This window comes from Leucobacter aridicollis (assembly GCF_024399335.1).
GTDB classification, from domain to species: domain Bacteria; phylum Actinomycetota; class Actinomycetes; order Actinomycetales; family Microbacteriaceae; genus Leucobacter; species Leucobacter aridicollis_A.
Genome location: NZ_CP075339.1, coordinates 2,809,636 through 2,824,264, shown reverse-complemented (window position 1 = coordinate 2,824,264; position 14,629 = coordinate 2,809,636). Strand labels below are relative to the sequence as shown.

Here is a 14,629-nt window from a genome sequence, read left to right as displayed (position 1 = left end):
GTTCTTGTGCCATGGCATACCGGATTCGGTTGGGAGCGAAGCAGCAGGCAAGGGAAATCGCAGCGAAGATGGGTTTGCACGATATTGACCGCAGGACTGTGCAGAAGTTCGTTTAGCTCGAATCGGTGCGCTGCGTAGCCTGTGTGCATCCGCAGAGACGCGACGATAGGGCAGGTATGCGAGCGAATTACGACAAGCCGGTTTCACCAGCGACCTCAGTAGCACAGGTGGTGCCTGGCAAGGGCACCGCTAAGTCCAAGAAGCTGGCTTCGCGCCACATTACGATGATCACGCTTGGCGGAATCATCGGCGCGAGCTTGTTCGTCGGCTCGGGCAACGTCATCCGATCGGTGGGCCCTGCGGCACTCGTCTCCTACCTTATCGGCGGGGTGCTTGTCTTCTTAGCGATGCGCATGCTCGGCGAGATGGCGGCGGCGCGCCCAACCACAGGGTCTTTCATGGAGTACGCCAGGGTTGGCCTCGGCGACTGGGCGGCCTACTTCGTCGGCTGGCTGTACTGGTACTTCTGGGTCGGCGTCATCGCGTTCGAAGCGGTTGTGAGCGGGGCGATCCTCCATAGCTGGATGCCCGGAATTCCCGAGTGGGTGTTCTCGATCACGATGATGCTCATCTTCACGGTGACAAACGTTGTCTCCGTTCGATCGTTCGGCGAGGTGGAGTTCTGGCTTGCGAGCATCAAGGTCGTCGCAATCGTCGTCTTCCTTGGAGTCGGCGTACTCTTCGCCTTTGGGCTCTGGCCTGGTGGGTCTTTTTCGCTGCCGAACCTGTGGGAGCACGGTGGCTTTGCGCCGAACGGAATCTGGCCAGTCATCGCTGGCGTCGCGATCGTGATCTTCTCGTACTTCGGCACTGAGATCGCTGTGATGGCGGCAGCTGAATCAGAGAACCCAGCGAAGGGCGTGCGGCAAGCAACGACGACTGTCGTGTGGCGAATTCTGCTGTTTTTTGTCGGCGCGGTGTTCCTAATCGTCGTCATCGTCCCGTGGAACGAGTTGCCCGACCCGCAGGTCGAAGGCCCCTTCGTGCACGTCTTCACCCTCTACGGCATCCCGGCTGCTGGCGCGATCATGAGCGCAGTCACACTAACGGCTGTCTGCTCGGTGCTGAATTCGGGCCTCTACTCGGCAGCGCGCATGTTTGCAGCGCTCGCAGAGCAGGGCTATGCACCTGCGATTGTTGCAAAGCGCTCGCGCAATGGCGTGCCGATCGCAGCAGTCATCGCGTCGACGCTCGGAGGCTATGCGGCGGTCATCGTGAACTTCGCCGCACCCGAGTCTGGCATTTTCGACTTCATCATGAACTCGGCCGGTCTGGTTGCACTGTTCGTGTATGCCTTCATCGCGGCGACTCAGATTCGCATGCGGCAGCGAATGTCAAAAGAGGAGGTCGCGGGCCTAGAACTGAAAATGTGGCTTCACCCGTGGCTGGGGATCCTCGTCATCCTTGCCGTAATCGGCATTGTCGTCATCATGGTCGTGAGTGGCGACGGTACCCGAACGCAGGTCTGGACAAGCCTCGTATCGGTCGCGGTACTCGCGGTGTTCTGGCCGGCAGTGCGCCGGCGTCTCGCTCGCGTCCGTGCAGCAAAGGCAAACGAGCAGGAAGCTGAGAGCGTGGAGTAGCCCGCGAGAGTACACTCGAACTCATGAGCTACCGAGAGCTGTATTCGCAGCGTCAGGAGGTCGTCAGCGAAGCCCTTGCTGACGGTGAGTGACTACACTGCCCCCGCGGCGGGAGCGCTGAGCGCTCACCCGCCGCGGGTTTAGTGCACCCATTTCTCATTACTCTGGGGACTTTTCCGCGCTCGTGCGGTTGGTACCCGAAAGGCTGACTCATGCAACCCCTCACAGAATCATTCATTCGTTCATCGTTCGTCAACGCGTCGCGCAGAGAGACGAAGGAACTCTCATTGCCGGCGGGTTTCGAAACGCTGACGGACGCCGACTGGGCCGAGCTCGACTTCTACGGCTGGCGCGACCCGAAGTATGTGCGCCGCGCCTACGCAGTGCTGCCGACATTCGGCGGGGACCCTGTTGGCGTGACCTTCACCCAGGCAGAGGCGACACCGCGCTCGCGGGCCATGTGCAACTGGTGCCAAGACGTTCGGCTACCGAACGAAGTCGTGTTCTGGGCCGCGAAGCGAGCGGGCGAGGCCGGCCGAAAGGGCAGCACTGTGGGAATCCTGCTGTGCCGAGAGTTCCAATGCTCCCGAAACGTGCGCAACGATCCGCCGCCCGCATACGAGGGCTTTGACGTCGCTAGGGCTCGGGCGCAGCGCATCGACACGCTGCGGTTGAAGGTCGCGGGCTTCGCCGACATGCTCGTGGCGGGCAGGTAGCCGCCGCGCTACGCTGGCAGCATGGACCAGCGCGACTACGAGACTGCTCTGTACCCGCTGCTCGAAGTACGCTCTGACACTGTGAGAGCAAGGCTCGAACGCTTCGCCAGCGCCGCAACCTCCTCAGCAGGTGACGGCGCAGGCGGAACGGCCAGCGCCGATGCAATCGTCATTAATGTCTTCGTCGATCAAGACGGCGAAGGGCCCTTTGACGTGTGGGCACGCTTCGAGGGGCGCGACGGGTTCGCTCTCGATCGCCGCTTCGACGACGAACGCCAGCTGTTTGGAGTCCTCTGGGGAGAACTTGGCTGGGAGCCCGAGGTGCCAGGCCGACCAGCCGGGTGGTCGCGCGATGACCTCGAAGATGCACTGGTAGCGGCCGTAGCCACCTGGCTGCGGCCGCTCCTCCCCGCTCAGGACGACGGCCTGATCTGGCGTATCGAATCACCCGACGGCGCAGTTGTCGCGGACAATATTTGACGAGAGGCTTCTCATGGGAGTGATCAACACGTACTTCATCGCCGACTCACACGAGGCCGCGGCTGCGGCCGTTGGCGAGGGACCAGCTGGGCTCCCCGCCGTCGACGCAGTCGATGCCACGGTGCAGGCTGGAACGCTGCTGGCCCTCCTCACCGGGCGAGACTACGACGAGATCGTGGCCGAGAAGTCCTGGGCAAGACTCGTCAGCGACCCCGATGACGAGAGCGCGTGGGTCGTCTCTATGCCTGATGCTTTCACCGAAGCGCTCGCCTCCGCATCAGACGACGAGCTTGCTCAGGTTGTCGGTCCCTGGTCGCAGACCGAGGAATTCTGGGGGAGCGGCGATCCTGAACAGCTGCTTCCGATGCTGCGGGACTGGCGCGATCTGGCGCGGCGGGCAGCCGAGGAGGGCGCTGGGCTGTACTGCTGGATGGCCCTTTAGGCCCCGGCAGCTGCAAGCTGGGCGGCGAGCCCCGCGGCGTCCTGTTGAATCCAGTACTCGACGATGTAGCCGCCCTCGACGCGATACACGGCGCTCCCGATAGTCTCGATCGGCCTGCCTGTCGGCGCGTGGCCGTCGATGTCGCCAACGTGATGGCCCCGTTGGATCCACCTTGCGTAGGCGCGGTCGCCGTCGACAAGCAGTTCGTCGACGACGAGTTCGAATGGGCCAAACATCTCGAGCATTTCTTCGACGTGCTCGGTGTAGTTGGCGGCGCCGCGCTCAAGCGTCGTGCGCGCCCCGGCGCGCACCTGATGGGCGAGCACGGTAGTTGCCATGTAGTGCGCGGCGCGTTCGGGTGACGCCCCGCTACGCACCTCGGTGAGGAACCCTCGGACAGTCTCTGCGGTGCTGCGACTCATGATCAGATTCTAGTGCTGTGTCTATCTCGGGCTGCGCGGCGGGATGCTGTTTCGCGCACGAGGAGTATTCTGTCTGGGTGACTCGTATCCTCTTCTTTGAGCCCCGCATTGCTGGCAACACCGGCAACACGATTCGCCTCGCGGCAGGCACTGGGGCTGAGCTCCACATCGTGAACCCGCTCTTTGATTTCGAGGATTCGAAACTGAAGCGCGCAGGGCTCGACTACCACGATCTCGCCGTCGTTCACCTGCACGATTCGTTCGAGGCAGCGCTTGAAGCGCTCGCGCCCGCACGGGTCTTCGCGTTCACAGCTCGAACAACTCGGCCGTACACTGACGTTGCGTATGAGCCGACCGACGTGCTGCTCTTCGGGCCAGAACCCACCGGGCTGCCCCAGGAAATCCTGGACCACCCGGCGATTACTGACCGCCTCCGGATTCCGATGCTCCCTGGCCCGCGCTCGATGAACCTCGCAAACTGTGCGGCCATCGCGAGCTACGAGGCGTGGCGCCAGCAGGGTTTCGCAGGGGCGGCGTAGAGGCGCGTACAGCCCTCGTCCCGCTGGTCAATCCGGGCGCCTCACGAAGGTGCGTTAGGCTTCGAACAGCGACCGATAGTTCGCGAGGTCTTTTCTCGACGCAGCCCCGAGCTTCGCGCGTGCCTGGGCAATATGTGACTCCACGGTACGAATGCTGCAGTGCAGCCGGGCCGCAATCGCTTTGTTCGCGAGTCCCTCAGCGGCGAGCGCCGCAACCTCACGCTCGCGCGCGGTGAGGTGCAAATAGTCGCTTGTGAGGGTGCTACGTCGCAGGTAGCTTGGCACGGTGTGCGCAATCTCCCGCTCCAGCTCATCAATTTGTTCTGCGCACTCGGTTGCGGCAACGCCAGATCTCCGGCTTAGGAAAATCTCCCGCGCTTGGCCCAAAGCGTAGAGGGCTGGGGCCCATGCTCGACGCTGCCGCAACACCTCCGCGATACGGGCCAACTCGCGGGGATTCTCGGCTGCGGCAGCGGTGAGATGTGCGCGCATGAGAGACATGAGTGGTGCGGTTCGGTCGCCGGCCAACGGGATCGAGTGATGCTGCGCAAGAGTTGCGTGCTTGCCCGCAAAATACATGAAGAGCCTCAGCTGTGCTTCTGAATCATTAGCCGCCACGTCGGGTGTGTCGAGGGCTGCGACAGGCGAAGCGGCGTGACCAAGACCCGAATGGATCGAGTTCAGCTGCGCCTCGACTCGCAACGGGATGAGGTGAGGGGCGGTGCCAATCAGGAGTCCCCATTCGCGGTGTGCCCGGATGAGGTCTCCGCAGGCGAGCGCCGTAGCCGACGCTTCGTAGTGGCGAAGCCATCGTGCGTGGAATTCATAGAGTGGGCTTCGGCGGGCAATGTCGACGAACTCGGGAGCGAACACGGGTCCTTTGCCGAGCACAAAACAGGTGAGCGCCTGGGAAAGCAGCACCATTCCAGATGTATGCGGGAGTTCGGTGAGCGTTTGTGACGATGTGCGAGGGACGGGGCCCGCGCGCTCGATCCACGAACCGGGGGAGAGCTCCCCTTTTGTAGCTGCGTCGAGATTCACAAGTGTGTCTGCAAGCATCCCCGTGGTCGTGTCAGCGTGGCTGCGGCCACATTGCTCAAGGAACGCGACTTGTTCGGAGGTGAGCATTGCTGAGCGGTTGAAGAGCCACACGACCCGTTCGAGATCATGTTCTGCTCGGTCAGCTGGGAAGATGTCTTCAGGTGCCGACGGGGTGAGGGCGAGCTCGCTCAGCCTCGAGTGCACGCCCAGCCAGCCGACAAAGGCGTTTGAATCGTGCTCTGGCGGCGGCCCAATGTGGGAGAGGCCCGCTTCGGGGCCGACAAGTGCCCCGATGACAGCGGCGCGGAGCGTTGGGCTCAACAGCACTTGCGTGTCGGTGCTGCGGAGCAGTAGCGATCTTGCGAGCTGTTCCTCGCCGAAGTCAATGAGCTCGACAATTGTCTTCTCGATCAGTGAGCTTCGTAGCGACGAGTACTTCTCGGCCACCTGCGGTCTTGCTGCGGTAAACGGGCGGCTACAAAACACGGCGTCGCTCACCGAGAGTGGAAATCCGAGCGAGTACTTTGCAAGCAGCCGTTCTTGCGCCGTGTCTTCGAAGACGGTGAGGGCATCTGTCGGTGCTAGGTCGCGAATCGCGGATGCTACGAACGGTGGCACGTAATAGAGCGAACGCGTGCCGACTGACGCGAGAATGCCTTGCCGAAGCAAGAGCTCGGTGTGGTGACTACCGACCAGATCCTCGATACCCTTCAGATCCAGTGGGTCAAACCGCGACAGTAGGACCGCGGCCGTGACGGACTCGGGCGGGAGATCTCTCACTGTTCGTGCGACGCTCCTGAGCGCAGAAGCTGCTAGACCGGTGGGTTGGGAGGTCAGGATCTCGGGCCGAGGAAACGCAGCGACTCCGCCGACCTTTGCGAGCTCGAGCAAGGCGAGCGCCCACTTCGGGCGGCCGTCTGCAAGCCGCGTAATTGCGTGCAGCATGCCGGAATCGAGTACGTCGGTGCTGTGTTCGTGAAGCAGTCTGGCGAGTGCGTCATCGGCAAGACGGGGGAGACCAATGCTCGTTGCGCCGTCCATCACCGTATCGACAGTGTCGAAGAGCTTGGCTGACCCAGAGAGCAGACCACGGAACGAGCTGTCAAAACCAGTAGGGTCGATCACCGCGGCGCTGGACTCTGCGGATTGGACGCGCTCGCCCCACGCTTCGAGGAAGTCTGCGTCCGCGTGTTCGAGTGCATCGATGAGGATCGTCGCCGACGGAGGGACTGCGCGTAGCTGCTCGGCAGCGTGGGGGAGTGTCGTGCTTACGATGAAGGACTGCTGCGAGGCGATGCGGGATTGGAGGCCGGCAAGGAAATGAGTTCGCCCGCTGCCTGTTGGAGCCGAGATGATAACGAGCTCACCGCGGTTCAACAGCTCGGAGGCAATCTCGAGCTGTTCCGAGTGGAACACGGTCTTATGGTGCATGTCCTAGAAAACTCCCAGTTGAGCTCAGAACTACTTATCAAGAGACGCAGCGCGACTTGTGCTGACACTATCCAATGAGTGGGTGTCCGCAACACCCCCAATGTGCGTTCCAGAACTCACACCTCAGTAGTTCGTGCACAAAACCTCAGTACTGCGGAGATTCGTGGAGACGCACCCTGCGGCGTCATAGGCTCGCGACACCTGAGGTTGTTGGCGGTGCGTGACACAGCGCAGCGTCATGTATGTGCCATCGACCTCCTTCGTTGAAGAAGAAAGAAGGGGCGCCAAGCATGAAACCACCACAAGTCGTTGGGAGAGGTCCGTCGCGCGCGAGACCGTTAGCTCTCATCACCGCCGCGGCCATGGTCGCCGGGCCGGTGCTCTTTAGCAGCTCGGCTGCATTCGCAGACACACGGGAGGCCACGGAGGATTCGGCAGCTCACGGGCACTGGATCGCGCTTGAAGGACTCGGACTGGATGTCGTTGGGGCGGCATACACTCAGTCGTCCTTCCCCGACACGGTCGGCCCGGTCGCCGACCCGCTAAACCTCAGCGTGCTGAACGGGCTTGGGAGTATCCAACTCGGTACCCTCTCACTCCCGCTCATCAAGCCCGCGCCGGGCGGCCTCGGCCTGCTCGAGCTTGGCAACCTGGGAGCGATCTCGAGCTATAGTGCTTCACCCTCCGTCACGGAGTCAGTGGCTTCTTCAGGCCTCATCAATTCCGATGGCTCACTCAACGTCGACGCCGCGGCTAACGGCGGGTACGGGTTCGCAAAACTTGACGCAAGCCAGCTTCTGACCCAAATCATCGGCGCCGACGCCGTCAACGCGCTGCTTGATGAGGCCTCGATCCAAATCGGAGCGCTGGGATCGCGAGCAAGCTCGAACGCTGGCACTGTCGGCAGCGAGTACATGCTGACGGACCTCAAGCTCGACGTACACAGCCCGGCGGTTGAAGGTCTCGTTGACTCAGTTAACACGACCCTCGGAGTCGCGCTTAAGCCCATCCAAGATCTGCTTGGTGCCGGTGGCGGCATCGAGACGATTTTGAGCGGTGTGGTGAACACCATCGACGCACTGCCGCTCACGAATGCGAGCCTGAACAGTGCTTCGATCGACATCGCGCCGCTACTTGACCGCGTACGCACTGAACTCCTTGCGGAGCCGTTGGCGAACACCGACAACAGCGTCGTCGTAGATCTCAGCACGGGATCAATTCGCGTTGACCTCGCCTCGCTCGTGATCGATAGGAGTGGCGGCGCAAGCCTGAGCTCGCTCCCGACCAACACTGAGGTGCTGCACGGCGACACTGTCAACGCGATCCTCGACGGCGTGACGGATGCGCTCACGGGCAACGGTCCCGAATCTGCTATCTCGAAGATCGTAGATACCGTGAGAGAGGGCGTCTACGATCTCGCACTCAACGTCTCGATCCAGGCGGATATTAGCCTGCCGATCGTTGGTGCGTTGGTAGACGCGCCCGTGACCATCAGCGGTTCACTCGGCGGGTTCGTACAGCAGCCTGGCCACGCGGCTCCCATCGTCGACACCAGCCAGATCAATGTCGCTGGGATCCCCGTCGGGACGGTCCTTCAGCCGATCATCAACGCCCTCAACGGCGCAGTGACGAGCATCGGTGGCGTTCTTGGCGGCGTCATCGACGGAGTGGTTGACAACCTGCAGCCACTCGTAATGGGCGCGGTTTCTCCGGTCGTGTCGGGCCTCTTGACGGACGGTCTCGTTCCGGTACTCCGCAATGTCGCAAATATTACGATCAACCAGCAGCCCACCGAAGCGCCGTTTAACGAGCCTGGCGGCGACCTCGGAGCCGAATCGTTCACGGTTCGTGCGCTGAACGTCAGCGTCCTCCCGAATGTCGGCGCCAACGGTGCTGTCGCACTGCAACTCGGTTCCTCAACAGTGAAGGCGCTCGCTGAGGATCCGGGCACGGACCCTGGTACGGATCCGGGCGCCGATCCGGGCACGGATCCGGGTGCGGACCCTGGTACGGACCCAGGTACTGATCCTGGTACTGACCCCGGTACTGATCCGGGCGCTGATCCGGGTACTGACCCCGGCACCGATCCGGGTACGGACCCGGGCACTGATCCGGGTACTGACCCCGGTACTGATCCAGGTACAGACCCGGGTACTGATCCGGGCACGGACCCCGGTACTGATCCAGGTACGGACCCGGGTACTGATCCGGGCACGGACCCCGGCACCGATCCTGGCTCTGACCCAGGTGTTGAGCCGGGTGTAGATCCTGGTGCTGAGCCGGGTACCGATCCGGGTACGGATCCTGGTGCTGAGCCGGGTACCGATCCGGGTACGGATCCTGGTGCGGAGCCGGGTACCGATCCGGGTACGGATCCTGGTGCGGAGCCGGGTACCGATCCGGGTACGGATCCTGGTGCGGAGCCGGGTACCGATCCGGGTACGGATCCTGGTGCGGAGCCGGGTACCGATCCGGGTACGGATCCTGGTGCGGAGCCGGGTACCGATCCGGGTACGGATCCTGGTGCGGAGCCGGGTACCGATCCAGGTACGGACCCTGGCGCTGATCCGGGTACGGACCCTGGCACTGACCCGGGTGCTGATCCGGGTGCTGATCCAGGAACCGATCCGGGTGCTGATCCAGGAACCGATCCGGGTACTGACCCTGGCACGGACCCAGGTACTGATCCGGGTACGGACCCTGGCACTGACCCGGGTACGGACCCTGGCACTGACCCGGGTACTGATCCGGGCACGGACCCCGGCACCGATCCTGGCTCTGACCCAGGTGTTGAGCCGGGTGTAGACCCTGGTGCGGAGCCTGGCGCTGACCCTGGTACCGATCCTGGAACTGATCCGGGTACGGACCCTGGCACCGATCCCGGCGCTGACCCGGGCGCCGATCCGGGTACTGATCCGGGCACGGAGCCGGGTACTGACCCGGGTACTGATCCTGGTACCGACCCTGGCACTGATCCGGGTACCGATCCGGGTGCTGATCCAGGAACCGATCCGGGTACTGACCCTGGCACCGATCCGGGTACTGATCCAGGAACCGATCCGGGTACTGATCCTGGTACGGACCCCGGCACTGATCCTGGTACGGACCCCGGCACTGATCCTGGTACGGACCCCGGCACTGATCCTGGCACCGATCCCGGTGCTGATCCAGGAACCGACCCTGGTGCTGACCCAGGCGCGGATCCCGGTACTGATCCGGGTGCTGAGCCTGGTACGGACCCGGGCACGGACCCCGGCGCCGAGCCAGGCACTGATCCCGGTACTGATCCGGGTGCTGAGCCTGGTACGGACCCCGGCGCCGAGCCAGGCACTGATCCCGGTACTGATCCGGGTGCTGAGCCTGGTACGGACCCGGGTACTGATCCCGGCACCGATCCGGGTGCCGATCCTGGAGCTGACCCGGGCACCGATCCCGGCGAGGACCCGCGAGTAGACCCGGGCACTGAACCGGGTGCTGATCCTGGCACCGATCCGGGTACTGATCCAGGAACCGACCCGGGTACGGACCCCGGTACGGATCCGGGCACCGAGCCAGGCACTGATCCCGGTACTGATCCGGGTGCTGAGCCTGGTACGGACCCGGGTACTGATCCCGGCACCGACCCTGGTACGGATCCGGGTACTGATCCCGGCACCGATCCGGGTACCGACCCAGGTGCAGATCCCGCGTCAGAGCCTGGCTCTGATCCTGCCGCTGACCCCAGCTCTGATCCCGGCAGCCAGCCGGGCGGCAAGCCAGGAGTGGGCTCGAAGGGTAACGGGAAGGGACATCCGCTGTCCGCGACAGGTGGAGTGGACCTTGGTGGCCTCGGCATCCTCACCGCCGCACTCCTCGTGGCGGGCGGCGCTCTGGTAGCTACTACCCGGGTGCGAGCCCGAGCACGAGCGACGCAGAGTGAGAGCTAAGCCATAGCGCAGCGCAGCGCGGCGATCCGGTGAGAAATACTGGGTCGCCGCGTTGCGCTTTTGCGCTACGGTGAATTCAGGCGGACTTTCAGAGAAGAAAGAGCGGGCAATTTGGCTACTTCAGATACTCCACGAGAACGCTCCTCGGGGGCTGTGAAAACAAGCTCGGGGAAGCGCGTCCCCAAAGCCGCTCGCGGCGTGGCCGCCGGCGCCATCGCGTTACTCGCGGTGCACATGTTTTTCACGGGGGTCTACAACACCCCATACACAGACCTCAAATATCAGGTGCTGCCGGGTGCTGCCGCGGATCAGTACGTGCGCCCCTACCTCGTTCAGGACTACAAGATCTTCGCCCCTGACCCGGTCGACACAGACAGGCAGCTCTGGGTGCGCGCCTGGGTCGAAACCCCCGGCGGCGAGCGGACTCGTTCCGAATGGGTGAACGCGTCTGCTGTGGAGCTCGCCGAGCCCTACCGGCGCACGCTCCGCAAGCAGCTCTCCGTCGTCGGCGCGGAACGCCTGATGGCAACCTATCGGGCGCTGAGCGAGGAGCAGCAACAGGTTGCCTCCAAGAATCACCTCGACGGTGACGAACTCTACGGACTGCGAGACGCGCTGGTGGCTGCCGACGATTCGAACAGAGCAGAGGTGCGCGCGTTCATCCGAGCAACAAACTACACGGCCTCGTACGCGACCCAGGTCGCCCACGCGATGTGGGGTGACGCCGGCGACGTACAGGCCGTGCAGGTCCGGGCGGTGTACGACCCGGTGATTCGGTGGGCCGACCGTCATGATCCTGACGCAGAACGGCCTCCCGCCAAGTACACGGACCTTGGCTGGGTGCCAGCGATGGAGTGGCCAGGACAAGACCGTGAGGCCTTCGCTCGAAGCTTCCGGAGTTGGGCCGACAAGGCCGGTGTGGAAGCCGGGCTCGAGCCCGCGGGTGTGGTCGAAGAAGAGCAGGGGGAGTGATCATGGCACGTGCGATATCGAACACCTGGGATCGGCTCATGAACTGGTTCCTCGAAGCCAGGCACGCGACCTACGGTCTGGCGCTGCTGCGCATCGGGCTCGGCGCCTCAACGGTCGTGATCCTCGCCATGTATCTCCCGAACTTCTCATACACGTTCGGACATGGCTCGCAGTGGGGTTCGGCGATGTTCCGCGACTCGTCGGTACACTCCTACATCTGGCCCATCTCGGCGTTGTTCTCCCGAGCCGACCCCGACCCGCTGATCCTCGCCAAGATTCTCGTTCTCATGGCGGTCGCGGTGGCGTACACGCTGGGGTGGCGCATGCGGGTCGTGTCGCCGCTCTTTGTTGCGCTCTGGCTGGGGTTCACCACGCTCGACCCCGTGGTGACTAACACCGGGCACTATCAGACGTTCCGGCTCTTCATCATCTTCCTGCTGTTCGCCGACACTTCGTACCGCTGGTCGCTCGACGCGCGGCGGCGCGCGAAGCGTGTCGGTCGTCGGGGCCTCGATCCGCAGCGGTTGGGGGTTGGGAAGTGGCGGGTGCCGCAGTGGTTCCCAGTGCTGAGTAGCAACGTTGCGGTGGTGCTCATCGGCTACCAGCTCTGCGTCATCTACGTCACCAGCGCACTGTGGAAGCTGCAAGGCTCGACATGGGTGACGGGCGTCGCGTCGTACTATCCGCTGCAGGTCGAGGAGCTGACGCTCGTGCCGTGGCTGAATCACCTCGCCTGGCAGGTGACGCCGGCGGTGTTCATCGCGTCGTGGCTCAGTGTGTACGGCCAGCTGCTGTTCCCGGTATTGCTGCTCAACCGGTGGAGCCGCATCGTTGGCCTCGTGCTGGTGACGGGCATGCACGCGTCGATCGCGATTCTGCTCGCACTGCCCTGGTTCTCGCTGATGATGATTCTCGGTGACATGATCTTCGTCCGTGACCGCACCTGGCGGCGCCTCGCAGACTGGCTGAAAGCCAGGTTTGGGAAGTCGCCGCTGCACACCGCGCAGCGGGAGGCGGCAGAGCCTGAGCCGAAGCAGGCGGGGCTCGCTACACCCGCGGCGGCGGGCGCGCCGCCCGCGCCCGAACTCATCGCGAACTAGCGCGAGCGCGCAACGGCCGCGGACCACACCAGGTGGGCCGCGGCCGTTGCTGTGTGCCTGGGTAGACTCTGGCGACACGAGTTAGGAGTGTGTGACTTGAAAGTTCGGCACGCCGAAGTCTATAGTTGTGACCGCCGATACTTAGCGGCGGTCGCGATTGAGGCCGCCGCGCGCCGACTCACCTGGAGGTCCCGTTGCCCAACACGTCCCACACTCATCACCGGCGCCGCGCGCCGCTTCTTGCGGCCACCGTCGCGGCCGCGGCGTTCCTCCTTGCCGGCTGCGCGAGCCCGGGCGCAGGCAGCCAGACCGGCGCCGGCGAAGGCGGGGCGCGCGGCAGCGGCGCCGACGACCGGCCCGTCGTGCTCACGACGTTCACCGTGCTCGCGGATATCGCCGAGAACGTCGCCGGCGGCCACCTGCGTGTCGAATCCATCACCAAGGTGGGCGCCGAGATTCACGGTTACGAGCCCACGCCGGGCGACATCCGCCGGGCGAGCGAGGCCGACCTCATCCTCGACAACGGGATGGGGCTTGAAGCCTGGTTCGAACAGTTCGTGAGCGGCCTCGACGTGCCGCACGCTGTCGTGAGCGACGGGATCGAACCGATCGACATCCGCGAGGACGCCTACAGCGGCATGCCGAATCCCCACGCGTGGATGAGCCCGCTCAACGTGCAGGTCTACGTCGACAACATGGCCGAGGCATTCGCGCGCATCGACCCAGAGAACGCGGGAGCCTACGTGGCAAACGCCCAGGCGTACAAGGCCGAACTGCAGGAGGTGCAGGACGAGCTCGTGCTGTCCCTCGAAGCCCTGCCGAGACAGCAGCGGGCACTCGTCACCTGCGAGGGCGCCTTCTCGTACCTGGCCCGCGACGCGCGGCTCACCGAGAAATACATCTGGGCGGTGAACGCGGAACAGCAGGCGACGCCAAAGCAGATTGCCTCGGCGATCGAATTCGTGCGCGAGAACGATGTCCCCGCGGTCTTCTGCGAGTCGACGGTGTCAGACGCTCCGATGCGCCAGGTGGTGGAGGCGACCGATGCCGTGCTCGGCGACGTGCTGTACGTCGATTCGCTCTCGGAGGCGAACGGGCCCGTGCCGACCTATCTGGATCTCATCCGGCACGACGCCGACGCGATCGTCGCTGCGCTCTCGGGTGGAAAGCAGTGAGCGCCCCGGCGATCGTCGTCGACGACGTGACGGTGCACTACGGCGAGGTGCTCGCGCTTGACGGCGCATCGCTCACGCTCGAACGCGGCCGCGTCTGCGGGCTCGTCGGCATGAACGGCTCCGGCAAGTCGACACTGTTCAAGACAATCATGGGCATGGTCCGACCCGACCGCGGTTCGGTGCGGATCGATGGGCAGAGCCCGGCGCGGGTGCGCAAGACGGGCGCGGTCGGCTACGTGCCACAGAGCGAAGACGTGGATTGGGGCTTCCCACTCTCGGTGCGCGACGTCGTCATGACCGGCCGCTACGGCAAGATGGGGCTGACTCGCCGGCCGAAGGCAGTGGACCAGCGCGCCGTCGACCACGCCCTCGAACGCGTCGAGCTCACTGACTACGCCGATCGGCAGATCGGCCAGCTATCGGGCGGGCAGAAGAAGCGAACGTTCGTCGCGCGCGGGATCGCCCAGGGGGCGACGACCCTCCTGCTCGACGAGCCATTCGCCGGCGTCGACAAGCGCTCGGAGGCGACAATCACCCGGCTGCTGCGCGAGCTTGCTGGCGAGGGGGCGACGATACTCGTCTCGACGCACGATCTGCACGCGCTGCCGAGCCTCGCGGATGAGGCAATCCTGCTTATGCGCCGTGTGCTCATGCACGGCCCGCCCGACGACGTGTTGCGCCCTGAGAACCTCGCTCTCGCTTTCGGGCTCGACGTGCTCGACAGGAGTGCTGACCAGTGACC

12 protein-coding genes are annotated in these 14,629 nt (G+C 64.1%); 10 read left to right on the top strand and 2 right to left on the bottom strand.

Going from position 1 to position 14,629, the window contains the following annotated elements; all coding sequences use genetic code 11:
• Positions 1-176: 176 nt before the first annotated feature.
• The 4 genes from KI794_RS12705 to KI794_RS12690 all read left to right on the top strand — a co-directional run bounded on the left by KI794_RS12705 (position 177) and on the right by KI794_RS12690 (position 3,281).
• Entirely contained in the window at positions 177-1,643 is a 1,467-nt protein-coding gene (locus tag KI794_RS12705) for an amino acid permease (protein WP_255808309.1), read from the top strand.
• Between the two features lie 212 nt (positions 1,644-1,855).
• On the top strand, positions 1,856-2,359 hold the full coding sequence (locus KI794_RS12700) for an FBP domain-containing protein (protein WP_255808308.1): 504 nt from the start codon (positions 1,856-1,858) through the stop codon (positions 2,357-2,359).
• A 21-nt stretch (positions 2,360-2,380) separates the two neighbouring features.
• The gene (locus KI794_RS12695; RefSeq protein ID WP_255808307.1) at positions 2,381-2,839 is read left to right on the top strand and encodes a DUF6389 family protein; all 459 of its coding nucleotides are present in this window, start codon (positions 2,381-2,383) and stop codon (positions 2,837-2,839) included.
• A gap of 13 nt (positions 2,840-2,852) precedes the next feature.
• Positions 2,853-3,281, top strand: coding sequence for a hypothetical protein (locus KI794_RS12690; RefSeq protein ID WP_119284837.1), 429 nt, complete (start codon positions 2,853-2,855; stop codon positions 3,279-3,281).
• Here KI794_RS12690 and KI794_RS12685 read toward each other — a convergent pair.
• Positions 3,278-3,703, bottom strand: a complete 426-nt coding sequence (locus tag KI794_RS12685) for an ester cyclase (RefSeq protein WP_255808306.1) — start codon at positions 3,701-3,703, stop codon at positions 3,278-3,280. The two genes, KI794_RS12690 and KI794_RS12685, sit on opposite strands and share 4 nt — an antisense overlap.
• 77 nt (positions 3,704-3,780) lie before the next feature.
• Here KI794_RS12685 and KI794_RS12680 point away from each other — a divergent pair, with 77 nt between their 5' ends.
• Positions 3,781-4,242 carry a tRNA (cytidine(34)-2'-O)-methyltransferase gene (locus KI794_RS12680; RefSeq protein ID WP_119284835.1) on the top strand — a complete coding sequence of 154 codons (462 nt, stop codon included), beginning with the start codon at positions 3,781-3,783 and terminating at the stop codon, positions 4,240-4,242.
• A 54-nt stretch (positions 4,243-4,296) separates the two neighbouring features.
• On the opposite strand, the gene KI794_RS12675 is transcribed toward KI794_RS12680, so the two are convergent.
• Positions 4,297-6,714, bottom strand: coding sequence for a helix-turn-helix transcriptional regulator (locus tag KI794_RS12675; protein WP_255808304.1), 2,418 nt, complete (start codon positions 6,712-6,714; stop codon positions 4,297-4,299).
• 290 nt (positions 6,715-7,004) lie between these two features.
• On the opposite strand from KI794_RS12675, the gene KI794_RS16235 reads away from it, so the two are divergent.
• From KI794_RS16235 to KI794_RS12645, 5 genes are all read left to right on the top strand, one after another.
• The gene (locus KI794_RS16235) at positions 7,005-10,640 is read left to right on the top strand and encodes a choice-of-anchor G family protein (RefSeq protein WP_304941394.1); all 3,636 of its coding nucleotides are present in this window, start codon (positions 7,005-7,007) and stop codon (positions 10,638-10,640) included.
• Between the two features lie 153 nt (positions 10,641-10,793).
• Positions 10,794-11,612, top strand: a complete 819-nt coding sequence (locus tag KI794_RS12660; protein WP_255808303.1) for a DUF5819 family protein — start codon at positions 10,794-10,796, stop codon at positions 11,610-11,612.
• A gap of 2 nt (positions 11,613-11,614) precedes the next feature.
• Positions 11,615-12,712 carry an HTTM domain-containing protein gene (locus tag KI794_RS12655; RefSeq protein WP_119284832.1) on the top strand — a complete coding sequence of 366 codons (1,098 nt, stop codon included), beginning with the start codon at positions 11,615-11,617 and terminating at the stop codon, positions 12,710-12,712.
• A gap of 194 nt (positions 12,713-12,906) precedes the next feature.
• Positions 12,907-13,887, top strand: a complete 981-nt coding sequence (locus tag KI794_RS12650; RefSeq protein WP_255808302.1) for a metal ABC transporter substrate-binding protein — start codon at positions 12,907-12,909, stop codon at positions 13,885-13,887.
• Entirely contained in the window at positions 13,884-14,627 is a 744-nt protein-coding gene (locus tag KI794_RS12645; protein ID WP_255808301.1) for a metal ABC transporter ATP-binding protein, read from the top strand. The genes KI794_RS12650 and KI794_RS12645 overlap by 4 nt, the downstream gene beginning before the upstream one ends.
• Positions 14,628-14,629 lie beyond the last annotated feature (2 nt).